At 50.2% G+C, this 24,240-nt stretch carries 16 protein-coding genes and 7 pseudogenes; 10 read left to right on the forward strand and 13 right to left on the reverse strand.

Translation table 11 applies throughout. The features are described 5' to 3' along the window. Positions 1-794: 794 nt before the first annotated feature. Positions 795-986: a hypothetical protein gene (locus ACMZI0_RS15200; RefSeq protein WP_415673577.1), complete on the forward strand. Its 192-nt coding sequence runs from the start codon at positions 795-797 to the stop codon at positions 984-986. Between the two features lie 430 nt (positions 987-1,416). Here the strand turns inward: ACMZI0_RS15200 and ACMZI0_RS15205 are convergent. Then, positions 1,417-2,233 (reverse strand): annotated as a pseudogene (locus ACMZI0_RS15205) (SDR family NAD(P)-dependent oxidoreductase). A gap of 78 nt (positions 2,234-2,311) precedes the next feature. On the opposite strand from ACMZI0_RS15205, the gene ACMZI0_RS15210 reads away from it, so the two are divergent. The 3 genes and pseudogenes from ACMZI0_RS15210 to ACMZI0_RS15220 all read left to right on the forward strand — a co-directional run bounded on the left by ACMZI0_RS15210 (position 2,312) and on the right by ACMZI0_RS15220 (position 4,536). Continuing rightward, positions 2,312-3,361: an aldo/keto reductase gene (locus tag ACMZI0_RS15210; protein ID WP_415673578.1), complete on the forward strand. Its 1,050-nt coding sequence runs from the start codon at positions 2,312-2,314 to the stop codon at positions 3,359-3,361. An 83-nt stretch (positions 3,362-3,444) separates the two neighbouring features. Further along, a pseudogene (locus ACMZI0_RS15215) lies at positions 3,445-4,006 on the forward strand (TetR/AcrR family transcriptional regulator). Positions 4,007-4,104: 98 nt separating this feature from the next. Next, a complete protein-coding gene (locus tag ACMZI0_RS15220) occupies positions 4,105-4,536 on the forward strand; it encodes a winged helix-turn-helix transcriptional regulator (RefSeq protein ID WP_415673579.1) in 432 nt (143 codons plus the stop codon). 48 nt (positions 4,537-4,584) lie between these two features. Here the strand turns inward: ACMZI0_RS15220 and ACMZI0_RS15225 are convergent, their stop codons facing one another. After that, on the reverse strand, positions 4,585-4,707 hold the full coding sequence (locus ACMZI0_RS15225; protein WP_415673580.1) for a hypothetical protein: 123 nt from the start codon (positions 4,705-4,707) through the stop codon (positions 4,585-4,587). Positions 4,708-4,977: 270 nt separating this feature from the next. Between ACMZI0_RS15225 and ACMZI0_RS15230 the strand changes: the two are divergent. From ACMZI0_RS15230 to aroG, 3 genes and pseudogenes are all read left to right on the forward strand, one after another. After that, positions 4,978-5,693, forward strand: a pseudogene (locus ACMZI0_RS15230) (DUF554 domain-containing protein). A 167-nt stretch (positions 5,694-5,860) separates the two neighbouring features. Continuing rightward, a complete protein-coding gene (pnuC, locus tag ACMZI0_RS15235; RefSeq protein ID WP_415673581.1) occupies positions 5,861-6,589 on the forward strand; it encodes a nicotinamide riboside transporter PnuC in 729 nt (242 codons plus the stop codon). A 214-nt stretch (positions 6,590-6,803) separates the two neighbouring features. Further along, positions 6,804-7,868 (forward strand): 3-deoxy-7-phosphoheptulonate synthase AroG, encoded by a 1,065-nt coding sequence (aroG, locus tag ACMZI0_RS15240; RefSeq protein WP_415673674.1) that lies wholly within the window; start codon positions 6,804-6,806, stop codon positions 7,866-7,868. An 89-nt stretch (positions 7,869-7,957) separates the two neighbouring features. Here the strand turns inward: aroG and ACMZI0_RS15245 are convergent. The 9 genes and pseudogenes from ACMZI0_RS15245 to galE form a co-directional block, all read right to left on the reverse strand. Further along, positions 7,958-9,057: pseudogene (locus ACMZI0_RS15245) on the reverse strand (PDDEXK nuclease domain-containing protein). Between the two features lie 304 nt (positions 9,058-9,361). Further along, complete coding sequence (gene gpmA / locus ACMZI0_RS15250) at positions 9,362-10,114, reverse strand: 2,3-diphosphoglycerate-dependent phosphoglycerate mutase (RefSeq protein WP_415673582.1); 753 nt, start codon at positions 10,112-10,114, stop codon at positions 9,362-9,364. A 266-nt stretch (positions 10,115-10,380) separates the two neighbouring features. Continuing rightward, positions 10,381-13,503, reverse strand: a complete 3,123-nt coding sequence (locus tag ACMZI0_RS15255; RefSeq protein ID WP_415673583.1) for an efflux RND transporter permease subunit — start codon at positions 13,501-13,503, stop codon at positions 10,381-10,383. Beyond that, positions 13,500-15,013, reverse strand: a pseudogene (locus ACMZI0_RS15260) (efflux RND transporter periplasmic adaptor subunit). Before ACMZI0_RS15260 ends, ACMZI0_RS15255 begins: the two are co-directional and overlap by 4 nt. Then, a complete protein-coding gene (locus ACMZI0_RS15265; protein WP_415673584.1) occupies positions 15,010-16,275 on the reverse strand; it encodes a TolC family protein in 1,266 nt (421 codons plus the stop codon). Before ACMZI0_RS15265 ends, ACMZI0_RS15260 begins: the two are co-directional and overlap by 4 nt. A 13-nt stretch (positions 16,276-16,288) precedes the next feature. Continuing rightward, the gene (locus ACMZI0_RS15270) at positions 16,289-16,537 is read right to left on the reverse strand and encodes a hypothetical protein (protein ID WP_415673585.1); all 249 of its coding nucleotides are present in this window, start codon (positions 16,535-16,537) and stop codon (positions 16,289-16,291) included. Positions 16,538-16,602: 65 nt separating this feature from the next. Further along, positions 16,603-17,013 (reverse strand): hypothetical protein, encoded by a 411-nt coding sequence (locus ACMZI0_RS15275; RefSeq protein ID WP_415673586.1) that lies wholly within the window; start codon positions 17,011-17,013, stop codon positions 16,603-16,605. Between the two features lie 139 nt (positions 17,014-17,152). Continuing rightward, positions 17,153-18,189, reverse strand: a pseudogene (gene galM / locus ACMZI0_RS15280) (galactose-1-epimerase). 19 nt (positions 18,190-18,208) lie between these two features. Next, positions 18,209-19,225: a UDP-glucose 4-epimerase GalE gene (galE, locus tag ACMZI0_RS15285; protein WP_415673587.1), complete on the reverse strand. Its 1,017-nt coding sequence runs from the start codon at positions 19,223-19,225 to the stop codon at positions 18,209-18,211. Between the two features lie 980 nt (positions 19,226-20,205). On the opposite strand from galE, the gene ACMZI0_RS15290 reads away from it, so the two are divergent. Together ACMZI0_RS15290 and ACMZI0_RS15295 are read left to right on the forward strand one after the other, a co-directional pair. Further along, positions 20,206-20,556: a hypothetical protein gene (locus ACMZI0_RS15290; protein WP_415673588.1), complete on the forward strand. Its 351-nt coding sequence runs from the start codon at positions 20,206-20,208 to the stop codon at positions 20,554-20,556. A 113-nt stretch (positions 20,557-20,669) separates the two neighbouring features. Further along, a complete protein-coding gene (locus ACMZI0_RS15295) occupies positions 20,670-21,374 on the forward strand; it encodes a transcriptional regulator (RefSeq protein WP_415673589.1) in 705 nt (234 codons plus the stop codon). 84 nt (positions 21,375-21,458) lie between these two features. On the opposite strand, the pseudogene modF reads toward ACMZI0_RS15295, so the two are convergent. Continuing rightward, positions 21,459-22,940: pseudogene (modF, locus tag ACMZI0_RS15300) on the reverse strand (molybdate ABC transporter ATP-binding protein ModF). Positions 22,941-23,041: 101 nt separating this feature from the next. Continuing rightward, the gene (gene modE, locus ACMZI0_RS15305) at positions 23,042-23,833 is read right to left on the reverse strand and encodes a molybdenum-dependent transcriptional regulator (protein ID WP_415673590.1); all 792 of its coding nucleotides are present in this window, start codon (positions 23,831-23,833) and stop codon (positions 23,042-23,044) included. 238 nt (positions 23,834-24,071) lie between these two features. Here modE and ACMZI0_RS15310 point away from each other — a divergent pair, with 238 nt between their 5' ends. Then, positions 24,072-24,221: an AcrZ family multidrug efflux pump-associated protein gene (locus tag ACMZI0_RS15310; RefSeq protein ID WP_415673591.1), complete on the forward strand. Its 150-nt coding sequence runs from the start codon at positions 24,072-24,074 to the stop codon at positions 24,219-24,221. Positions 24,222-24,240: the final 19 nt, after the last annotated feature.

Genomic DNA, 24,240 nt, shown 5'->3' on the forward strand with positions numbered 1-24,240 from the left:
AGTTAGCCAGGTAAGGTTTTTTATTGTACTGTTCATTGCATTTATGGTCCCGTCATTCATATTTGTTTTTTTAAACAGTCGTCAATGGCCTCAGGAGTTTTGATTTCTTTTATAAGCATTGCTTTCTTGTGTTTAAGTTCAGCGGCAGATGTATCCATAAAAAAATCAAATTTGATTTTGTTGCTGTTGGCGGCTATTGTTATCTTACTTCAATCTGCATATTTTGCTATTTTTCATGATAATCTAAAGCCTATATACTCTATAGCCGCAATAATATTAGTGATAGTATCTGCTACATTTTTGCATAAAAAATTATAGATATGGGATTGCAAAAGATATCATCAGTTGTGATTTTGTTTTTTACTTTTGTTGGTTGGTTATCACTAATCCATCCGGTTAGTATATCTGGTTACTCTGTTAAAATGAAGCCAGTATTCCCATTTTCAGAACCGAGTCATTATGCATTGACTATAGGATTTCTGTTTTGCACTTTCGGATATTATACATCAAAAAAGTTAAGTTATTAATAATTTGGAATATGGTTGCTCAGGCACTGCTTTTCCCTAACTTAACTCTGATTATTTTCAGTTTCATATCTATGTTTATATTTTTCGGGTCAAAAGATTAACGTCTATTATAGTCATATCACTTATTGTTTTATCATCTATTTACGCATCAATGTATTTTTTTCCTCCAGCGAGGCGATTCAGTACATAACATCTCGTGTAATTGTTAGCTCTGATAGCAATAATCTAACTACTCTTGTCTTCCTGCAAGGGATTGATGATGCAAAAATGGCTCTTTTTGATACTTATGGGCTTGGGCTTGGATTCCAAATGGCAGGGACAAATGGTGTTGGGGAGTATGGTTATAAGATTTACGTCTTATCAGGAATGGATCTTAATAGATTTGATGGTGGTTTTTTAGCTTCAAAAATAGTTTCTGAATTCGGTGTTATTGGTGTATCGCCTTGCTTATATATGTAAGTAAGGCTTTCAAGTCTATCCGAGAGCTACGGAAATGCAGTCGTGATGATTCTGAGTCAGATAGATTGCGTATTATGTGGGCTTGCGCGGTAATATCACTATCTGTTGAGGTATTTTTGCGCGGGTTTGGGTACTTCTCTCCAACCATAATCATGTTCATCACTCTTTACATGGTAAAAAGATCAAAAGAGCGCGAGCTTTCCTAGCCGACCCAATCAGCCCACCACTGAAATATTCATGTGCCGTTTTTGTGACGTGGTGTGCCGTGTTATGGCGTAAAAATACGGTGCGAATTAATGTAAATTTTTGATAATTAAAGTTTCTATAGATGGATTTACTGACTTTTAATCAATTGGTCGCAGGTTCGAGCCGAGCGAAGCGAGACAGCATTTCAGAGTCTGGCTACGTCGGCAGAGACACTTTTCTTGTGTTATACGGCGTCAGGGGGATCTGTCCGATAACGTTCAGCGGCATGTTGTTGCGCGAAGCCAGATAGCATAGCCCCGCGTGCCACCTGATAAGCTTCCCACTGTTCAACATGATGCAGAGGCGGGATCGTGACTGATTCCCGGCGATCGAAACCGACTAACGCGGCATCGACCAATTCACCGACCTCCATCACGGCAGGAAGCGTATTCACGTCAGTACCGGAACGTTCCCAGATTTCAGTGTGTGTTGCTGCGGGAAGCACCTCCTGAACATAGACCCCCCCTGGGGGAGAGTTCGAGGCTAAATCCCTGAGACAAAAACAGTACGAATGCTTTAGTTGCGCCATAAACGGTCAGTCCGAACTCTGGGGCTAACCCGACGACCGACCCAATATTAATGATTGCACCATTAATGATTGCACCTTCACCAACCGCCGCCAGCCGGGGAGCGATCGCGCTGGCAAGACGCACGAGCGCCGTGGTGTTGAGTGTGACAAGCCGTGCGATATCGTCAGTTGCCTGATCAACAAAGCTCCCCGCGATACTCATACCGGCATTATTCACAAGGATTCCGATGCGACTGTCTTCGCGTACGCGCGCTTCTACGGTGGCAAGTTGGTCAGATTAGGTGAGATCGGCGGGGAGGATATCGACGGCAACACCATGCTCTTGGCGCAATCGAGTGGCCAGGGCTTCCATCCGCATGCGATCGCGGGCAACTAATACAAGATCATGGCCACGACGGGCGAAGCGCTCAGCATAGGTTGCGCCAATGCCAGATGACGCGCCAGTAATGATAACCGAGGGGAGTGTGTTCATAAATGTGCTCTCGTGTCTGAGTGATAGGGATGATGCCCTCATATAAATGTCGATTGACATTTATATGAGGGCATCATCATGCAATACACCACGTTTGGTCGTAATACGGGTTTACGTGTATCTGAATTGGCGCTTGGCACCGGTAACTTCGGTACCGGCTGGGGCTACGGTTCTGAAAAAGAACAGGCGAAACAGGTTTTCGATCGCTATGCGGATGCAGGCGGTAACTTCATCGATACAGCGGATGCCTACCAGTTTGGTCAATCTGAGCAAATGGTCGGGGAATTTATCGCTGCTGAACGCGATCATTTTGTCCTGGCGACGAAATACACCTTAAGTGCTTTGCCTGATGCCGGCGCTTCCCGTACCGGCAACAGCCGTAAGAATATGATTGCTTCGGTAGAAAATAGTCTTAAACGGCTACAAACCGATCGTATTGATGTGATGTGGGCGCACTTTGACGATCAATTGACCCCGTTCGAAGAGATCGTTCGCGCTTTCGACGATCTTATCCGTGCCGGGAAAATCCAGTATGCCGGATTATCCAACTTTCCGGCGTGGCGCATTGCCCGTGCCGATACGATGGCGGAACTGCGAGGCTGGTCGTGTATTGCGGGTATCCAGGTGGAATACAGCCTGGTACAACGCACCGCCGAGCGGGAACTGCTGCCTATGGCCCAAGCGCTCGGGTTAGCAGCAACGCTCTGGTCGCCGCTGGGAGGTAGTCTCCTTACGGGCAAATATCGTCAAAGCGCAGAAGGGCGACTAAAGGGGTTTGGGGGAAGACTGATACATATCGAGCAGGATACTGCCTTGCTCGATACGGTGTTTGCCATTGCACAGGAAGTGAACGCGATGCCTGTTCAGGTTGCCATCGCCTGGCTGCGATACAAGGCCGCTCGCGCCAGCACCAGCCTGATTCCTATTCTGGGCTCGCGTACCCTGGCGCAACTGAACGACTCACTGTTGGCCCTGGATATCTCCTTAAACGGCGGGCAGGTTACCCGACTGGATGATGTCAGCGCAATCTCACTGGGCACGCCGCATGAGCAGATTGCCAGTACGCGGCCCCGGGCACAGGGAGGCGAGGGGGTTCATTTTATCGCGCCGTGGTCACCACGCGCCTGACCTTGCTATTGATGAAAGGCATCATCTATTGAGTCTTATTTTTTCATCACCTAAGATGATGTCTGACTGAAAAGGAGAAAATCATGGCCCGTGTATCAAAACAACAAATGGAGCGCAATCGCGAGGAAATTATTCAGGTCTCCTCTCAGCTCTTTCGTGAACGGGGTCTGAATGGCGTCAGCGGGATTAACACATGGCGGTTTTTATGGCCATTTTTCCTCTAAAGATGAGCTGGTGGCTATCGCTAGCCGTAAAGCACTTGATGATTCAGCCTCCCGCTGGCAGGAAATCAGGCACCAGTCACACCATGATGACTTTCGCACTTTGGTGGAAGCCTATCTTTCCCAAATCCACCGCGATGCTGCGAAGGATGGATGTGCAATAACTGCGTTAGCCAGTGACGTGGCCCGTGAAGAGGAAGATAAACCGGTGCGTGAGGTTTATCTTAGTGGCGTAAGGGCAATGCTGGAGAGGCTGGAGTCTGTTTCCGATAGACAAGACGCAGAACAGAGCAGACAGCACGCTTTGGTGCAATTTTCCCCGTTATTGGGGGCGTTGACACTGGCGCGAGCCACTGCCGGAGGCGCTTTGTCAGATGAGTTTCTCATGGCGGCCAAAAAAGCATTAGTCGGTGACACAGTATAAACGCATCCAAACCGATTCTGGCCGGATTGACGTCTGGACAGAGACAGGCGTAGGATTCAGTTACTTTTAGTTAGTACAAACATCCAGGTAAGCTTGCAATGACCGCATTTCCCACGCCAGAAGCCGATATCGATCAGCAAATCCTCACGCTCTCGGAAAAACTCGATCGCGGTGATGTATTGGCGGCAAACTGCCCTTCACGCGAGGTGCTTAAGCACCTTACCAGCCGCTGGGGTGTGCTGGTGATGATTGTGTTGCTGCCGGGCACACAGCGCTTTAGTGCGTTACGCCGCAGCATTGAGGGTATCAGCGAGCGCATGCTGTCACAAACGCTGCAATGGCTGGAAGCAGACGGGATGGTGCATCGGCATGTGTATAACACGGTACCGCCCCATGTGGAGTACACCCTCACGCCTTTGGGGCGCGAAGCGGCGGAAAAGGTACGCGATCTGGCGGATTGGATAGAAGTCAATTTACCGACTATTTTACAGGAACAGATGCCTTCATCAGCGCAAAGCCTATTGGAATAATGGCTGGTTAGAATAAAAAGGCCTGCCGGGAAGGCAGACCTGATGACATCAGAGTGCTTTTTCTGGGCTGCGTACCAGCGCGACAATATTACTGCTGGCGGTTTTTTGTTTGAGTTTGGCGATAACTAATTGGCCCAGTTGGCGGGTGGCTCCAGTAACGGCAATAGTCATGATCTTACTCCTTCGCCGGATGGCGTGATTGATGTGAAAGTCACTATAAAGCCTTAAATAACTTTTAGTAAGTACTTACATAAACATAAGTGTCATCAGTCTTGACTGAATGTCTGTGCTTCTCTGGCTGACTTATACGTTATATTGCATCCTGCCATGGTCTGGTGGGAGTATAGTAGGTTCTTTGTGTTTTTCTGCCCGCAGTGTTGCTGGGCTGAACCCACTGAAGTCTCGTTGTCTGTAACACGGAGAAGTGGGGTAAGGAGTGTTATGATTGGTCCTCTGATTAACGGTTCCGCCATTATTATTGGCGGCGTTCTCGGCATTTCCCTGAGTCGTTTTATTCCACAGCGCCTTCGTGATGGTTTACCGCTTGCGTTTGCTATGATCTCCATTGCAATGGGGATAACGTTGGTGGTCAAGGTGTATCAATTGCCCGCCGTCGCACTGGCGGTCGTGCTGGGTGTCGCATTGGGTGAACTGTTGCGATTGGAACATGGCATATAGCTCGGAGGCATCTGGATTTAACGGGTGTTAAGTCGTGTCCTGCCGTCCCCCCGGCACAAGCTGCCACCGGACGTGTATACACAGAATTTTACCGCCTTGATTGTGCTGTTTTGTGCCAGCGGTACCGGTGTGGTTGGCGCGCTGACGGAAGGGTTGACGGGAGACTATCAACTGATGGTGATCAAATCGGCACTGGATGTATTTACTGCGCTAATTTTTCCATCACGCTCGGGGCCGCGGTTATTTCTATCGCTGTACCGCAATTTATCGTTCAGGCGCTGTTATTTTTCTCTGCACAATTGATTATGCCGTTTATGAATGACATTACCATGGGGGATTTTGCAGCCTGCGGTGGCATTATCATGATGGCGGTGGGGCTACGCATTGCGCAGATCAAAATGTTTGCCGTGGTAAACTTCCTGCCTGCGCTGTTATTTATTATCCCACTGTCAATTTATTGGCATCGCTGGTTCGGTTAGTTTTATTTTTGCTAAACAGAAGTGGATAATTAAACGTATTATTCATTATTTGTTTAGTATGCAAAACTTTAAGTGCCTTCTTGCTAACCGGCTGCTAACATATACCCCGCTTGGGAGTCCGGCTGGAGCAGGATTTCCTCATTTGACGATAACTATGGGGTGGCAAGATGGACTTTTTCAGTACCAGCAACATTTTGATTCATATCCCGCTCGGTGCGGGAGGGTACGACCTTTCCTGGATTGAGGCCGTAGGTGCGTTGTGCGGTCTGCTCTGTATTTGGCTTGCCAGCCTGGAAAAAACCATCAATTACCTGTTCGGCTTGATCAACGTCTCACTGTTTGCCGTTATCTTTTTCCAGATTCAGCTATACGCCAGCCTGCTGCTGCAAATCTTCTTCTTTGTGGCTAATGTCTACGGCTGGTACGCCTGGACTCGTCGTACAGAACAGCAGGATATCGCCCTGAAAATACGCTGGCTGCCGCTCCCCAGGTTGCTTGCCTGGTCAGTAGTGGGCGCACTGGCGATTGGTTTGATGACGGTATACGTCGATGCGGTATTTGCTGCTCTGACAGGCATTGCAGTGACCGTAATGCAAAGCATGGGCGCGCAGGTGACCATGCCGACATTACAGCCAGATGCGTTTCCCTTCTGGGATTCCAGCATGATGGTGCTCTCCATGATAGCCATGGTACTGATGACGCGTAAGTATGTTGAAAACTGGATACTGTGGGTTGTGGTTAACATTATCAGCGTGGTGATCTTTACGTATCAGGGAGTTTATGTGATGGCGTTGGAATACCTGATTTTGACGGGTATTGCCCTTAATGGCACCTGGCTGTGGATCATGGAAGCACGTCAGCGTCAAACGCCATCGTATGTGCAACGTCAAGTGTAGGATTGGGCGTTGGAAAACGCGGCGTTGCTGTGCGGTAACAGCATTTTATCGCGTAAAATGACGCGATATTGTTGTGGGTACGCCATACGCTTGACTTATCATTTGCGCGCTGCAATATGAACAGTTCCGTTTTTAAACGCCAGGGCAATCGCCCTGCAACCGTTTCCTATTGGCAAGATGTGGCATTTTCTGCGCAAGAATCGATGGATGAATGATGAATTACCAAAATGATGACTTAAGAATTAAAGAGATCAAAGAGTTGTTACCTCCTGTCGCGTTGCTGGAGAAATTTCCGGCCACCGCGCGCGCTGCAGAAACGGTCTCATTTACCCGCTCGGCAATTCACAAGATTCTGCATGGCACTGACGATCGTCTGCTGGTGGTGATTGGCCCGTGCTCGATTCATGATACCAAGGCTGCAAAAGAATACGCTGCACGTCTGCTCACTCTGCGCAATGAATTGAGTGACGAGTTGGAAGTGGTGATGCGTGTCTATTTCGAGAAACCGCGCACGGCCGTGGGTTGGAAAGGGCTGATTAACGATCCGCACATGGATAACAGCTTCCAGATTAACGATGGGTTGCGTATCGCACGTCAACTGCTGGTGGAAATCAACGATACCGGGCTACCTGCGGCGGGCGAATTTCTGGATATGATATCGCCGCAGTATCTGGCAGACCTGATGAGCTGGGGTGCCATTGGTGCTCGCACCACGGAATCTCAGGTACACCGAGAACTGGCTTCTGGCCTTTCTTGCCCGGTTGGCTTTAAAAATGGTACCGATGGCACCATCAAAGTGGCGATCGATGCTATTAATGCAGCCAGTGCGCCGCGCTGCTTCCTGTCGGTCATCAAATGGGGCCACTCAGCCATTGTTAACACCAGCGGTAACAACGATTGCCACATTATTTTGCGCTGCGGCAAAGCACCAAATTACAGTGCCGAGCACGTTAGCGCAGTTAGCGCAGTTAAGGAAGGGCTGGAAAAAGCTGGACTGCGCCCGCAGGTGATGATCGATTTCAGTCACGCTAACAGCAGCAAGCAGTTCAAGAAGCAGATGGACGTGGGTGCTGATGTGTGCGCGCAGATTGCTGGCGGCGAACGAGCCATTACCGGTGTGATGGTGGAGAGCCATCTGGTGGAAGGGAATCAGAGCCTAGAAAGCGGTGAGCCGCTAGTTTATGGCCGCAGTGTGACAGATGCTTGTATCGGTTGGGAAGATACCGACACCTTGTTGCGTCAGTTGGCTAAAGCGGTGAAACAGCGACGTGCACAGTAAGTTGTCAAACACAACATGGGTTGTTTCTTATTCCTGACCCGTGAAAAGGTCAGGAACGATCGATCAATATGAGGTGTTCACTTTCTGGCTCAGTCATCAGTATCTTGAGATAGCGATTGTGTCACACCGCATGAGGCCAGCATACGTTGTGTGTTTTCAAGCTCTTCTTGTAATAACTCGGCATTTGGCAGCACCGTGCGAAAGTTTGCGGCCATGACCTTGGTGGGGAGCCCTTCCAATGCATACCTTGCTAAAGCATGGCCTCTATCCGCACAGAGAATTAAGCCCACAGGGGGATTCTCGTCAGGTAAGGTCCAGTGTTCTCTGGCATAGTTACAATACATATGCATCTGCCCTACATCCGCATGAGTGAGACTGCCGAGTTTCAAATCAACGATGAGACCAGACAGCGCAATTGGCGATGAAAAAATAACAGATCAACGCGATACCAGGTCTGATCAATGCGTAGTCGTCGCTGTCGTCCGATAAAGGTAAAGCCGTCACCGAGTTCAAGCAGAAAGTCCTCTAATCGGTGGATTAACGCTTCCTCTAGATCGGATTCTGAGTATTCGTCTTTAAGATCAAGAAACTCCAGCACATAAGGATCTTTGATCGCCTCATTGGGGGTAACAATGTCTTGTTGCTTCGGTATTGAGCCAGTGACCAGCATGGCTGCTTTATCGCGGGAAAGCGCAGTGCGCTCATAAAACTGGCTACTGATTTGTCGGTCGAGTTGACGCACGCTCCAGCCGCCTTGTAGTGCTTCGGTTTCATAGAATTGGCGGGCATAGGTATCTTTGACCGATAGCAGACGAACATAGGCTGACCACGGTAGCGTGAAAAACTGCGCCAGTTCAGTAAGATCAAAATTCCGAGACAGTGTCTCGGAAATCATTGATCGCGAGTAGATGAGGAAAAATCTCCGCATATTTTCCAGATTGTCCACACTGAAGCCGCGTCCAAAACGTGTTGTCAGGTCGTCGGATAAGCGCGCGATCAGCTGCTCACCGTAACTGGCTCGACGTCTGCCCTTTTGCTCGACCTCAATAATTCGTCGGCCAATTTCCCAATAGCTTGCTGTCATCAATGCATTGACGCTGTGGGCCACGGTGTGGCGCGCATCATCGAGCAATGCCACGATACCATTGTGGATACCTACATAACCTGTAGGTAATGCGGTACGCTTCATTGCCACCGCCGATTTCTTTTTTTTACTCAAGGCATCACCTCCGCAGAACACAGTCTCCTGCTATGTCATAGCGATGATGTTACGACCAAGAACACGCCTGACACTATCAAGGCGTCGAGCGTGTTGTGAACTTTGGAACACGCTTCCAGAGAATGCCCTTATCGAACTTGAAACGTTGACGTTTTATCCAGGCCATATTGGAAATTTACAGGAAGTTCCTTTGCCTGGCTCAGAGGGCGCTATGCTTGAGCAATAAAAAACCCGGCTTATGCCGGGTTTTTTACTACTTCAGTTCAAACGTAACTTATTTGGCTTTGCCCTGATTAGCAACAGCAGCGGCTTTCGCTGCGATCTCATCAGCATCGCCCAGATAGTAGTGTTTGATCAGCTTGAAGTTTTCATCGAACTCATACACCAACGGTACGCCAGTCGGGATGTTCAGCTCGAGGATTTCGTCTTCGCCCATGTTGTCCAGGTATTTCACCAATGCACGCAGGGAGTTACCGTGTGCTGCGATGATAACGCGTTCACCGCTCTTGATGCGCGGCAGAATGGTTTCATTCCAGAACGGCACAACGCGCTCAATGGTCAGCGCCAGGCTTTCGGTCTGCGGCAGTTCGTCGTCAGTCAGTGACGCATAGCGCGGGTCATGGCCAGGAAAACGCTCATCTTCACGGGTCAACGCAGGCGGAGTGATAGCAAAGCCACGACGCCATTGTTTAACCTGGTCATCACCGTATTTTTCTGCGGTTTCTGCTTTGTTCAGACCCTGCAACGCGCCGTAGTGGCGTTCGTTCAGTTTCCAGCTCTTTTCCACCGGCAGCCAAGCTTGATCCAGCTCGTCCAGGATGTTCCACAGCGTATGAATGGCACGTTTCAGCACAGAGGTATAAGCGAAATCGAAGGAGAAACCTTCATCTTTCAGCAAGTTACCAGCGGCTTTGGCTTCTGAGCAGCCCTTATCGGACAGGTCAACATCGTACCAGCCTGTGAAGCGGTTTTCATTGTTCCACTGGCTCTCACCGTGTCTCACCAGTACCAGCTTAGTTACAGCCATAGCTAAACTCCCTCATTCCTAAGATTTCAGTGATAACTGATCTCATTATATTGCTGCGCTGCAATTAACGGCAATCAATAGTCACCGATTAACCTGATTTATCTGCATTAACTTTGCTCATTATCACGTTATAGCTTGCTCGTTTCAGCTCACAGCAATGGCCTGCTGGAGCTGTTCCGTTGGGGAATTTATCGATAGCCTGAGTTCTCTGAATAAAAATCATACCGACCCAGTATGAGTATGGGTCGATATGACGAGATTGTCACTCAGGCAGTATCGCCTCGCTTACGGTGTGTTAGCAGATAGAAGGCTGGAATCACCAACATCGACAGCAGCGGCGCAGTCACCATACCGCCAACCATGGGGGCGGCGATGCTCTGCATAACTTCCGCGCCCGTGCCGCCGCCCCACATAATGGGTAACAGCCCTGCCATGATGGTGGCAACGGTCATCACTTTGGGACGCACGCGCAACACAGCACCTTCATGGATTGCTTCGCGCAACAACGGTAATGCCAGCGTTTCATCGGATTTTTGACGTTTTTCAATGGTGTGATTGAGGTATAGCACCATGATTACGCCAAACTCGGCGGCCACCCCAGCAAGAGCGATAAAACCCACTGCTGCTACTGATAAGTTGTAACCCAGCAGATAGAGCAGCCATACGCCACCAATCAGCGAGAAGGGTAGAGTACCCATGATCAACAGCGCATCCTTCACCTTGCTGAAAGTCACATAGAGCAGGATAAAGATAATCAGCAGTGTGAACGGCAATACCACTTTGAGTTTGGCCGTCGCGCGCTCCAGATACTCAAATTGTCCAGACCAGCTTAGTGACACGCCTTCTGGCAATTTCACCTGCTGCTCCACAGCACGTTGCATATCCTGCACGGCAGATTTCAGATCGCGGCCGCGAATATCCACATAGATCCAATCCGAGAGGCGAGCATTTTCACTTTTCAGCATGGGCGGCCCATCGCTGATGCGAATATCTGCCAGTTCCGAGAGTGAAATTTGCCCACCACTTGCGGTAATGACCGGTAAGTTCTTAAGCTTTTGCAGTGAATCGCGAATCTCGCGTGGATAGCGCAGGTTGATAGGATACCGTTCGCGTCCCTCAATGGTTTCGCCAATGTTTTCCCCGCCTACCACGATGGAAACAATGGATTGCAGCTCTTTGACCGACACACCGTAACGCGCAGCCTTGGCGCGATCGATATCAATATAACGTCCACCTGCCAGACGCTCCGCCAACGCGGAGGTGACGCTGGGAACGCCGCGCACCACCTGCTCGATCTGTTCGGCCACCGCTTCAATTTGCGCGATGTTGCTGCCGTTAACTTTTATGCCCACCGGGCTTTTGATCCCCGTTGCCAGCATATCCAGTCGGTTGCGGATTGGCGGTACCCAGATGTTGGCAATCCCCGGCACTTTCACAATGCTATCGAGTTCGCTTACCAGCTTGTCCATCGTCATGCCGGGCCGCCACTGATCTTTGGGCTTGAAGCGTATGGTGGTTTCGATCATGGTCAGCGGCGCGGGATCGGTGGCCGTTTCTGCCCGTCCTGCCTTGCCGAACACGGTTTCTACTTCCGGCACGGTTTTGATTAGCCGGTCGGTCTGTTGCAATAATCGGCCTGCTTCTCGCGCAGATATTCTGGGCAGGGTGGAGGGCATATAGAGCAAGTCGCCTTCATCCAACGCGGGCATAAATTCGCTGCCTAATTGGGAAAGCGGATAGAGCGTAGCCAGCAGCAGCACCCCTGCTACTGCCAGCGTCACTTTCGGCCACTGTAATACGCGATCGAGCAGCGGCTCATAGGCACGGATCAGCCAGCGGTTGAGCGGGTTGGCGTGTTCATCGGGAATTTTGCCACGAATAAAATAGCCCATCAGCACCGGCACCAGCGTAATGCCCAGTCCAGCGGAAACCGCCATGGTATAGGTTTTGGTGAAGGCGAGCGGCGCAAACATTTTCCCTTCCTGTGCTTCGAGCGAAAACACCGGAATGAACGACAGGGTAATGATCAGCAAGCTACAGAGGAGAGCTGGGCCGACCTCCACGGCTGCCTTTTCAGCAATCTTCCAATAGTCCGCGGAAGCGGGTTGTCGGTCAGGATGCTCATGTCGCCACTGTTCCAGCACCTTATGCATATTTTCTATCATCACAATGGCCGCATCCACCATGGCCCCGATGGCGATGGCAATGCTGCCCAATGACATGATGTTGGTGTTCACCCCCTGATAGTGCATGACAATGAAAGCGCCGAGAATATCCAGCGGCAGCGTCACAATGGCCACCAGAGCCGAACGGAAGTGGAACAGAAACAGCGTACACACCAGGGCAACGACAATAAACTCTTCAATCAGCTTGTGCGTGAGCGTCGTGATGGCGTTTTCAATCAGGTGTGAACGATCGTAGACGGGAACAATCTCCACGCCTGCGGGCAGGCTGTGCTTGATTTCATTGAGCTTGAGCTTGACCGCATCGATGGTTTCCAGCGCATTTTTCCCTGAGCGCATCACGATAATGCCGCCCGCGACTTCACCTTCACCATTGAGTTCAGCAATGCCACGCCGCATTTCCGGACCAATACGCAAGGTGGCGACATCTGACAACATGATGGGGATGCCGTCTCGGGTTGCGATCACCACATGCTTAAAGTCGTCAATCGTTTTTAGATAGCCCGAGGTGCGCACCATGTACTCCACTTCCCCGAGCTCGACAACGGAACCGCCACCTTCCTGATTCGCGTTTTGTACAGCAGTCATCACCATCTCGTGGGAGAGGTTTAGGGCGCGCAGTCGGTCTGGATTGAGCACAATCTGGTACTGTTTAACCATGCCGCCGACGCTCGCCACCTCTGATACGTTGGGCACAGTCTTTAACTCATACTTGATGATCCAGTCTTGAATGGCGCGCAGATCGCCAAGGCTGTGCTGGCCGGTTTTGTCTACCAGCGCATACTCATATACCCAGCCAACGCCGGTGGCATCAAGGCCAAGAGAGGCCTTCGCCTGAGGCGACAATGTCGACTGCACCTGGCTGAGATACTCCAGCACGCGTGAGCGTGCCCAGTAGGGATCGGTGCCGTCTTCAAACAGGACGTAGACGTAAGAATCGCCGAACATGGAGAAGCCGCGTACCGTTTTGGCACCTGGTACGGAGAGCATGGTGGTGGTGAGTGGGTAAGTCACCTGATTTTCCACGACTTGCGGCGCTTTGCCGGGGTAGCCGACTTTGATGATCACCTGAACATCGGAGAGATCGGGCAACGCATCAAGCGGCGCTTTTTGCACCGCCCACCAGCCCCATGCGGCCATCAGCATGGCACTCAGCGGCACCAGTAGCCGATTGCGCAAAGACCAACGAATAATGGCAGCAATCATTGTTGATGTCCTTCATGTTGGTGGTTATTCGCACTGCTGGCCGCTGGCGTGACACTGACCAATCGCACGCCCTCTTCTGGCAGCACAAATGTGAAGCTGACTTGCTGACCAACAGCCAATGATGGCCGTAATGCGGAAGGGGCCGTAAAGTCCATGGTCATCGGGCACCAGTTCAGCGCGGCAACCGAGCCGTGCGAGATGGTGATATTGTCGCCGTCTATCGCCTCAATTTTCCCCTCTGCGGTGTAGGTGGGGGTGGCCGGTGTATCTTGCTGTGGCTGATCGCCTGCCATTTGCGGCAGTGCGCTTTTCAGGCTGGCTTCTGAATCAATCAGGAATTGCCCGGAAGTGACAACGGCTTGGCCCGCGTCAAGACCGTGAGTGATCTCTACCCAGCCATTTTGGCTACGGCCTGTTTTCACCTCGACCGGCGTGAAGTGACCGTTACCGTCTGCAAGCAGCACCCGATTGTGCGTGCCGGTGGTGATGAGCGCTTCGTCAGGAATAGCGACTACGGCGGGCGTGGTGACGGGATGCGTCAGTGTCACGTTGAGGATCATGCCGGGTTTGAGCAAGTGCTCCGGGTTTTCCAGTGTCAGCCGGGCTTTCAGTGTGCGCGTTGTCGGTTCCAGATTCGGCAGCAGTTCATTAACCTTGCCGTGAAAGGTTTTGCCCGGCCAACTGTCCGTAGTGGCGCTGATGTCACTGCCACGTGAAAGTAAGCGGGCTTGGCTTTCCGGATAATCAACCACGATCCATACCGGGTCGAGCGTTGCCAGTTCAAACAGCGATTGCGCGGCGTTGACCTGTGCGCCTTCACGCACATCCAGCTTGTTGATGTAGCCCTGTGCCGGTGCGCGCAACGTGATGCGGGTTTGCGGTTTTCCCGAACGTTCAACGGCCTTAACAATCTCTTCCGGCATAAACTGTAATTGCAGGCGCTCGCGCGCAGCGGCAACCAAAGAGGCATCGCCCCACTGGCGAATGGCGAGGTATTCCTGCTGCGCCGCCGACCACTGCGGCATCCAGAGTTGCGCGAGAGGATCGTTCCGCTGGACGAACTGCTGTGGCGCTTTCACATACAGTTTTTCGATCAGCCCGTTTGCCCGCGCGGAAATGGTTTCAATGCCACGTTCATCCGTGGCGACGGTGCCAAAGGCAGTGAGTTGCAGATCTAACGTCCGCTGAGTTGCTTGCGCCGTTTTCACGCCCAGATTTTGCTGTTGGCGTGCACTGATGGTTATGCCGCCGTCATCCTGGGTTTCATCGGCGTAACGCGGCACCAGATCCATGTCCATAAAAGGTGATTTACCCGGCTTATCGAAGCGCTGCCCTGGGGTCATCGGGTCATACCAATAGAGCACTTTCTTTGCGTTTCTTGTGGCGTAGCGGTTGCGGGGCTGGCAACCGAGGCGTCGCTATGGCTGGAGGATGCACCCAGTCGGTACCCGACGACCAGCGCGGTGGCAACGGCAATAGCAACGACGTTTAACGTAACGATCGGTTTCATTGTTTTGTATCCTGAGGTATCAGCTTTGTATCCTGGGGAATCAAGTAACGAATAGCAGCCCAACTGGCGGCGAGTGTTTTCTGCGCGTTAATCTGTTCAATTTCGCTGTTAAGTAGCGCGCGTCGCGTATCAAGATTTTCTGCCAAGCCGCCGCTGCCGGTACGGTATTCGGCATCGAGCAATTTGAGCCGCGAGCGTTGCAGCGGGACCACCTCATTGACCTGGCGATCGTAGATGGATTTAGCCGCCTGATACTGTGCAATAAGCGCATCCAGCGCAGCCTGATGCGCACGAGTCAGTAAGATCAACTGATCGTTGGCTTCATAGGTTCTGGAGAGATCGGAGGCGTAATCTTTATCCTGTCGCCGTGATTTGAATAAGGGCAAATCGACGGTCAACATCACGCCGCCCATGTCCTCTAATCCATCGGCCCGCTTGCCGTAGTACACTTCCACGCCGACATCCGGAATGGCAGCCACCGCGGACTGCTCTGATTTAGCCTTGGCGGCATCTGCTTCGCGCGCGGCCTGAATGATTTCGGGGTGCTGCTTGATGGCATCAACCAGCGCATTCTGACTGGCGGGAAGTCGGGTAATGACAGGGAAATCACCGCTAACGCGCGTGATGTCAGTCCCCGTCAGTTGCTTTAGTCGCGAACGTGCCACCTCCACGTCACGTTTGGCGTTATCCAATTGATTTTTCATTTCATTGACAGTGAGTTGCAGTGCTAGAACGCTGCTGGCGCTCGCTACCCCGGCTTTTTGCATGCCGAGTTGCCGCTGTGTGTCATTCAGCAGGCGTTCAATGGCTTCCTGTGCATGTTGCCCCAGCGCCAGATCGAACCAGGCCAGCAATGCTTCCCGTTGTAACGCGGTGCGAATCACGTCCTGATTGGCCTCAGCTTTACGCGCTTCTGCGCGAATAGCATCGGACTTACGTTCACGTTTGGTGCTACTGACGTAATCCTGCATGATACCGACACGCTGCATGGTCATGTCTGAGCGGGTAAAGCGATGCGCGTTGGGGTCACTGACCGGAAAGTTCTCGATCCCGACTTTCAGTTTGGGGGCGGGTAGCTGCATGGCGGAATCCGCCATGTTATTCAACGCGTTCACCTGATGATGGTTGGCAGAAATTTCTGCTAAATACTGTTCAGCAGCAGCCAGAGTTTGATCGAGCGTTGTGGACTGCGCAGTGAAAATCGCGCAGCCAAACAGCCACGGCAAGGCATAGCCCGCCTGTTGTAGACGATGAGTCAACATATCGACCTCGAAATCAGTTAGCGGATGCTGAAATCAGATCGTAGCCGGAGGCGCTTTGGATAAAGGTGAAGTTCACCGTTTGTCCGACGCTGGCAGGCTGACTACCGTGGTTCATGCTGCTGTGATCCATAGGCATGGACATCACAGTGCCATGATTCATGGCACTGTGATCGTGTGCGGATGCAGACGATGTTTCGGCAAAAGCAGGGGCAATAGCGGTAACAGAAGCAAACAGGGCAATGGCGGTCAGTAACGTACGCATAATAAACATCTCCAGAATAAAACATAACAGGTGATAAAAGTATCAATTTATTGTTTTATCTGGATTTATTCTCTAAAGCGGCAGTATACGATCTCAGCCGGTGGCCCGGTTCGCGGCGGGGTTAACCAGGCATGCTGGTCAGGAATGTTGGTATCGTCCGCGATCACAAGCAGCGTACTTGTGTCGTGCGCCATGGCATCAAGATGCAACGGCGAAGCGGTTTTCTGTGCATTATCCGGCGTGCAGTGTTTATCACACAGCGGCGTTTTCACCATGGCTGCGGCATGGTGAGACGTCTGCGTCATGCTCATGCCGTGGTAGCTGATCACCTGCGTGGTTTGCACAACCGGTTGGACATCGCACAGATGGGCTGCCAGCGCCAGTTGGGTATTGAGCATCAGCCAGCAGACAATCACGCCAAACGCCAATAAACGGCGCTTGCGCTGCGGTAATTGTCTGAAAGGCAACCCAAACATGCGGAGCTTCCCACTGAGTGATCGAATAGCCCTACATATAACAATAAAATTTGTGCGAGCGAAAGCGAGAATTGTTCGTGGCGCACGTTCTTGACGTAAATTTACCGTTCAAAAGCGTGCCCTGTCTGTCTCAGGGGGGTTATGTAAAGAATTGATAACTTGTCAGGGAGCAGTACTGCTTACCGGGTTTCAACCAGCAGTCTGGCTGCGGCCAGTCTGGGTGATTTGGGCTATCAGGTAGAAATTCACTTTCCAGCGCTACACCGGCGTAGTTGTCATACGGGTTACCTTCACGAGCGGGGGTTCCCGCGAGAAAGTTCCCGCTGTAAAGTTGCAAGGCTGGGGCGCTGGTGAAGACGCTCATCATGACCTTCTCATCCGCAGACCACAAGTTTGCTGCCGGGCACTCGCTAGAGCCGCAGGTACGATGCAGCAGATAAGCGTGATCGTAGCCGCTGATCGCTTTCTGATCATCGTCGCGTAAAAAATCCTGCAATAGCGTTTTAGGGTGGTGGAAATCCAGTCCGGTGTGGTTCACCACGGCAAGACCGCCGACGGGGATCCCCTCGCTGTTAACGGGCAAATAATGATCGGCGAACAGTTGTAAACGGTGGTTGCGCACATCGCTGGCATGTCCGTCCAGATTGAAATAAGCATGGTTGGTCAGGCACACCGGGCAGGTTTTTTCTACCACGGCGGAATACTCAATTTCCAGCGCATTGTGCTCTGTTAACCGATAGCGTGCCTGTGCGGTCAATTGTCCCGGGTAGCCCTGATCGCCATCGGGCGAGACCAGCAGATAGGTGATTTGCGTGGCATCCTGTTGTACAATGCGCCATCGACGTGCATCAAACCCGTCAGGTGCAACTGGTGCTGGCCTTGATTAGGCGTCAGCGCATAGGTTGCTCCGTTACGCTGTAAACGGGCGTGGTCTATGCGGTTGGCATAGCGCCCGATAGACGCGCCGAGATAGGCCTGTTGGCGCGGATAATCCGCAGGTGTCGTGCAGCCGAGCAGTACTTCGCGCACTTCTCCCTCCGGCAGAGGGACCTGACAAGAGAGCCAGGTTGCGCCCCAATCCATCAACACAACGCGCATTCCTGCGCGGTTCTGTAACGTAGTCAGGGTGAAAGGCTGGCCATCGGGGGCCAATTCAGCACTTTTTTCGTTCAGCATACACCTGCTCCTCAGGGTATCAGTCGGGATAGCCGTTGGGATGGTTAGATTGCCAGCGCCAGGTATCCTCAGCCATTTGCGCTAGCGTACGGGTTACGCGCCAGTGGAGTTCATTGGCCGCCTTTTCCGGATCTGCCCAGTAGGCGGGAAGGTCGCCCTCGCGGCGCGGCGCGAAGTCATTGGGCAGCGATTTACCGCATGCCTGACTAAATGCTTGCACGACTTGTAATACACTGTAGCCGACACCGGCACCAAGGTTGTAAATGTGTACGCCTGGGCGTTGATGCAGCGCTTTCATGGCCGCCACGTGACCATCGGCCAGATCGACCACATGAATGTAATCTCTGACGCAGGTGCCATCTTCAGTCGGGTAATCATTACCGAAGACAGACAGCGATTCACGGCGACCAACGGCGACTTGCGCGATAAAGGGCATCAGATTATTGGAAATGCCTTGCGGATCCTCACCTATCTCTCCTGAGGGGTGAGCGCCAACCGGATTGAAATAGCGCAGCAGGGCGATGCTCCACTCAGGATGGGCTTTCTGTAAGTCCGTCAGGATCTGCTCCACGATCAACTTGCTGCGCCCGTAAGGGCTGGCGGGCATCCCGGTGGGGAAGCTTTCCTGATAAGGGATGCGTGGCTGATCGCCATAGACAGTCGCAGAGGAACTGAATATCAGGTTTTTTACGCCCGCCTTTTCCATCGCTTTAACCAGCGTCAGGGTGCCGTAGATGTTGTTATCATAGTACTCAACAGGATTGCTGACGGATTCCGCTACTGCTTTTAGTGCAGCAAAATGGATCACGGCGTCGATATCATGAGTGGCGAAAATGCGGTTTAACAAGACGCTATCGCGAATGTCGCCTTGATAAAACGGCACGGTCTTTCCTGTGAGACGGGTAAGGGTTTCCACCACGCTGGCTTTACTGTTGCACAGATTGTCCAGAATAATCGGTTGGTGCCCGACTTCTAAAAGCTGAACACAGGTATGGCTGCCGATGTAACCGCTACCACCTGTTACTAAAACATTCATAAGAACCTCGATTGCCAATGTTGAATAAAACTAGCATAGCCTGTGGGGTGAAAAGGTGATCTGCAACGAAGAAATTCGCTGAAATTATGAGGTTTTTCATCAATCTTGCCGAGAAGAATAATCCGTTTCACACCCAAAAAATCCATCAGATATTGACACGGTAATGGCGTGGTATCGCTATCACTTTGATCCGTCAATAAGAAGTCCGGCCTCCAGCGCTGTGGGGGCCGGGGAAAAATAACATATCTGAGGGGGGACGGGTACTTCCAGCCAGGTGAATGGTAAAAAAAGTGTATGAACAAGACATGTGATTTGGCCCACACTGTAAACTATTAGGTCCCTGGTGAAGGTTAAAATAATTATATTTTAATGCTTTTATTTTTCTATAAAAATGATATTTCCTACTTGTTTGATGAAGAGGGTAGCTTATTTTTTATGTGTGAAAAGCGTATGTCTTTGCATAAATTAGCAGGAAGTTCTACGTAGCATGTTACGTAATTTACACCGTAAAAAAATGATTAAATCTATATTGATTTGTGATTTTTAGTGTTTTGTCTATATGTTATATTTATATGGTTGTAGCTCGCTAAATATAACCTAAACTGTTTATGGATAATCTTATAGAGCGAAGTCTCAAGTCTGTTTGTACTGGTATAGTATTTACTAGGAATTTTTGGTTTTTTTATAGGGCTGAGAATATATAATAAATAAGGTGTTATCATGAAAAATCATATTGATAATAATTATCTTCCTAAAATGCTAACCAATGTGTTAGATCAACATCCAGAATCTTACTGTATCAAAAAAAAGACTCTACATATGTTTATGCGAACTTATCTCTTGCGAAATTAATTGGAGTTCGCCCGCCAAATGATTTTTTATTTAAGACCGAATTTGAATTTAATTCGAGGTTAACAGAAGATGAAAATGTAGTTAAAGAGTGGCAATGTCAGGATAGATTAGTCTTTGAATCAGAAAAAATGCTGAGTGTGCTCGAAATTCACCATAATGCAGTTATTCATCCTTATATGGTAATTAAACTGCCATTCTACAATGATACTAATCAGTGTGTCGGAGTACTCTCCTACGGAAAAATATTGAAATCTTTCACACCAAATGAGTTTATTAGCGTATCTGGCACAGGATCTCTGTTACTTGATAAACCGGATGATTTTTTAATGTTACAAGGTAAAAACTATAAAAATATTTCTGATATTCTTTTTCTCCCTGTTAATGCTATAGAAAACGCTTTTCAAAATCTTTATGAGAAGGCCAATATTTCTTACCATTATGACTTTGCTGCATTTTGTTATCAAAAGAAGTATAACTAATATTTGCTGAAGCGATTTATTAAAAACAAAACGTTCATGTTTGAGGATAATATTCTTGTAGCGATGTAAGTGTGATTTTATTTTGTTGTAGTGAATCAAGGAGAGTCTGAGTTATGAATGATCGTATACATGAAGATAATTACTTGCCTAGAATGTTGACCAATGTTTTAGATCAACCTCCAGATCCGTACTTAATTAAAGGACTAGATTCGAGGTATATCTATGCAAACTTAGGTCTTGCAAAGTTAGTAGGCGTTCGTTCTCTAAATGATGTTTTACATAAAACAGAATTTGAGTTTAATTCGCGATTGACAGAGGACGAAAATGTAGTTAAAGAATGGCTTTATCAGGATAGCTTAGTTGGGACTACGCGTAAGAAATTAAGTATGTTGGAAATTCATCCCGGCGCTGTAAGCTATCCTTATATAGTAAGAAAGTTACCATTTTATGACGATAATAATCAATTTGTTGGAGTTATTACCTATGGAAAGACGCTAGAGACATTCACACCAAGTGATTTTATTAACGGGCGTTGTCCTGGATCGCTGCTACTCCATAAGCCAGATGACTTTTTTACTGAGAGAGAATGTGAGATTATTTTCTTAAAATTGCAAGGGCGAACGTGTAAAAATATTGGCGATATGCTTTTTTGTCGGCAAGAACAATCGAGAGCACATTGCAAAGACTTTACGCTAAGGCCGGAGTATCTCATTTCGATGATTTTTCTGAATTCTGTCATAATAAAAATTTTCATCGCTATCTCCCTCGGCGATTTCTTGAATGTAAACGCGCGATGTTCGAAAATAATTACGACTTAGACGAGTGGTGATGTGTCTTGCAACTTACGCTCATTCAGCTGTTAAAATAATAAAGGCCGCTGAGCGGCCTTTATTATTTGCTTTTTATTTCGCGTTACTCGTCAGCGTTTCAAACTGGTACCCATAAATATCGCCTTGCGCCACAAAGGTGAGGCGGTGGGTGATGCACTCTGGCGCGTCTTCTGCGTGGTGGGAAACAAACAGCAGCTGCGTTTCACCTTCACCGATCAAGACATCCAACCAGCGGCGCACTAACTGCCGGTTAAGGGGGTCTAACCCTTGCAAGGGTTCATCAAGAATTAACAGTGCCGGGTGTTTAACCAGCGCGCGCGCAATCAGTACCAGACGCTGCTGCCCCCAGGACAATGCGTGGAACGGGGAATCGGCTTGTGATGTCAAGCCCAGCAGTTCAAGCCATTGCTGCGTTAAGAAACGCTGACGATCGGATACCGCTGATAAATGCCGATCGAGTCGAAAAAGCCTGATGTGATGGCATGGTGCACACTAACGCTGATGCGATATTCCAAATGCAGGCTGCTGCTGACGTAACCTATATGCCGCTTGATATCCCAAATGGTTTCGCCACTGCCGCGGCGGCGACCAAACAGCGTTAAATCATTACTGTATCCTTGCGGGTGATCGCCGGTGATTAGGCTCAGCAGCGTGGATTTACCGGTACCGTTCGGGCCGACGATTTGCCAATGCTGACGGGGTAACACTTCCCAATTGAGGTGATGCAGTATCGGGCGATCGTTATATTGCACCACGCCATCTCTCAGGATGATACGAGCTTGATCGGTCGGCAGCGTAGGCGTATGCAGCGGGTCTTCCGGAGCCGGAAGTGCCGTGCCAGACAGTGTTTCGCTGAACGCGAGCTGGGCGATCAGCGCATCGGCCAATACGTCTGCACGCGCGCCGGTGCGCGTCAGGGTACAATCGGCCAGAATGCCCACATGGTTTATAAATTCAGAGATATCATCAAAGCGGTTAACGATGATCGCCAGCGTGTAGCCGCGCTGCGCCAACTCAGCCAGATGTGCGGCCAACTGAGCGCGGGAGGCAACGTCGAGGCCATCAAAAGGTTCGTCCAGAATCAGTAGGTCGGGCTTGGGCATCAGCGCCTGGCACAGCATGACCTTACGTGTTTCACCGGTAGAAAGGTATTTAAAACGGCGCGAGAGCAGGGGAGTGATGCCAAGACAGCGGCGCCAGCGTGGCGCAACGGATGGGATCCTGAACCTCATCCTGAATCACTTCGGCGGTGGTACGCCCGGTATCGTCTTCATCGGCGCTGAGCATATCGGTATTGTTGCGCTGCCACTCTTGCGTGACCAGTTGTTGCAACTGCTCGAATGACAGACGGGCAACACGGGGAAAATCGCAGTTTCGCGAGTCTTCCAGCAAAGGGAGTTCACCCGATAATGCGCGCGCCAGCGCAGATTTCCCGCTGCCATTGGCTCCCACAAAGGCCCACTGCGATTTTCCTTCCAGCGTCAAGGTATCAAGGCGCAAAACACGTGTGTCATTTATGCGAAAAACACCTTGCAAAATTTGCAACAACGACATTCTTTATCTCTTTTTTAGCAAGTAATACACTCAGAAATAAAGGGCATTGCTGTTGTTGTCAAGCCGTTCCTGTGGCGATTCCGGTAGTGAACGTTCAGGCGTTAGCACAAAGTAGCGACAATCGCGCGGTCGGCATTAAAGCAGGCTGTCACTGCCATTCCTACGCGCAGTTTTTGTTGTTCAATTTGCACGTTTGGCACTGTGGAGCATAACGTTTCGCCGCTTGCCAGTGCGATCAACACTTCGCTGCTCTCTTGTCCTGCTTCCAGATGCGACACCGTGCCAGTCAGCTCGTTATCTGATTGAGGTCGGGCTGCTGCGGTGTCGTATACCGCAATCCAGGGCGCTTTAATCAATACCAGCACTTCTTTGCCCTCATCAAGCCCCAATCGCTCTGCACTTTGCTGCGTCAGCAACACGTTCACCGCCGTTTTCCCATCTGCCAGCAGGACGTTCAGGTGCTGCTGCACAGCATCCAGACTGCGTGCTTGAACGGTACCAAAGAATTGGTTGCGCGCGCTGGTTTGCAGTGAAAAACGGGCGATGGCGGCCAATAAGCTGTCTAATGGCAAGTTATCGTCTTGCAGCACGTCAAAGGCCTTTTGCTGTATTTGCGCCAGTAAATCATAGAGTTGAATTAAACGCTCGCCGTAGCGAGTCAGCGTAGCACCGCCGCCCCCTTTGCCGCCGGTCATGCGTTCTACAATGGTCTGCTCAGCCAGTTGATTCATTTCGTTAATGGCATCCCAGGCGCTTTTGTAGCTAATACCTGCGAGTTTGGCTCCTTGGCTGATTGAACCGGTGTGACGAATCTGTTTGATCAGCTCAATGCGCCGTGGATCGGCAAAAAGACGTTGTTGTAATTTGAGTGTCAGGAGGATTTCAGCTTGCATGGTCACGGTCCAGGGAGATTAAAAAAAGACAAAACCGAACGTGGGTAACGTTCGGCGCAGCGCTATTGTCGCGTGTTTGGGCAGTGTGGGCAAACCGCACAAATGGTTGCATTAATTCTTACAGTTACGGTACACCATTCATCATCACCCGTAATGATTTTTCGTTGCGGTACGTTGAGATTCGCGATGGATATCGCGTGTATTGAAAAGCGGACCGTTACCGATAAGTGAGGTAAGCATGTTGGAATTGCTCAAAAGCCTGCTGTTTGCAGTTGCCATGGTTCCTGTGATGATGGCGATCATCCTGGGCGCTATCTACGGTTTAGGCGAAGTGTTTAACGTTTTTTCCCGTATTGGCCATGCCGATGAAGGTACGCTAAGAAAGTAACCCCGCTGTGTTTCATCCT

The sequence above is a fragment of the Symbiopectobacterium sp. genome (assembly GCF_047692315.1).
In the GTDB taxonomy this organism is placed as follows: domain Bacteria; phylum Pseudomonadota; class Gammaproteobacteria; order Enterobacterales; family Enterobacteriaceae; genus Symbiopectobacterium.

What these genes read in the sequence shown, in the direction of transcription:
- gpmA (WP_415673582.1), bottom strand. Translation starts at nt 10,114, where the DNA reads ATGGCTGTAACTAAGCTGGTACTGGTGAGACACGGTGAGAGCCAGTGG.
- modE (WP_415673590.1), bottom strand. Translation starts at nt 23,833, where the DNA reads ATGCAAGCTGAAATCCTCCTGACACTCAAATTACAACAACGTCTTTTT.
- ACMZI0_RS15265 (WP_415673584.1), bottom strand. Translation starts at nt 16,275, where the DNA reads ATGTTGACTCATCGTCTACAACAGGCGGGCTATGCCTTGCCGTGGCTG.
- ACMZI0_RS15200 (WP_415673577.1), top strand. Translation starts at nt 795, where the DNA reads ATGGCTCTTTTTGATACTTATGGGCTTGGGCTTGGATTCCAAATGGCA.
- galE (WP_415673587.1), bottom strand. Translation starts at nt 19,225, where the DNA reads ATGAATGTTTTAGTAACAGGTGGTAGCGGTTACATCGGCAGCCATACC.
- ACMZI0_RS15255 (WP_415673583.1), bottom strand. Translation starts at nt 13,503, where the DNA reads ATGATTGCTGCCATTATTCGTTGGTCTTTGCGCAATCGGCTACTGGTG.
- ACMZI0_RS15275 (WP_415673586.1), bottom strand. Translation starts at nt 17,013, where the DNA reads ATGTTTGGGTTGCCTTTCAGACAATTACCGCAGCGCAAGCGCCGTTTA.
- ACMZI0_RS15210 (WP_415673578.1), top strand. Translation starts at nt 2,312, where the DNA reads ATGCAATACACCACGTTTGGTCGTAATACGGGTTTACGTGTATCTGAA.
- ACMZI0_RS15295 (WP_415673589.1), top strand. Translation starts at nt 20,670, where the DNA reads ATGAATGATCGTATACATGAAGATAATTACTTGCCTAGAATGTTGACC.
- ACMZI0_RS15310 (WP_415673591.1), top strand. Translation starts at nt 24,072, where the DNA reads ATGTTGGAATTGCTCAAAAGCCTGCTGTTTGCAGTTGCCATGGTTCCT.
- ACMZI0_RS15220 (WP_415673579.1), top strand. Translation starts at nt 4,105, where the DNA reads ATGACCGCATTTCCCACGCCAGAAGCCGATATCGATCAGCAAATCCTC.
- ACMZI0_RS15270 (WP_415673585.1), bottom strand. Translation starts at nt 16,537, where the DNA reads ATGCGTACGTTACTGACCGCCATTGCCCTGTTTGCTTCTGTTACCGCT.
- aroG (WP_415673674.1), top strand. Translation starts at nt 6,804, where the DNA reads ATGAATTACCAAAATGATGACTTAAGAATTAAAGAGATCAAAGAGTTG.
- pnuC (WP_415673581.1), top strand. Translation starts at nt 5,861, where the DNA reads ATGGACTTTTTCAGTACCAGCAACATTTTGATTCATATCCCGCTCGGT.
- ACMZI0_RS15225 (WP_415673580.1), bottom strand. Translation starts at nt 4,707, where the DNA reads ATGACTATTGCCGTTACTGGAGCCACCCGCCAACTGGGCCAATTAGTT.
- ACMZI0_RS15290 (WP_415673588.1), top strand. Translation starts at nt 20,206, where the DNA reads ATGCTGAGTGTGCTCGAAATTCACCATAATGCAGTTATTCATCCTTAT.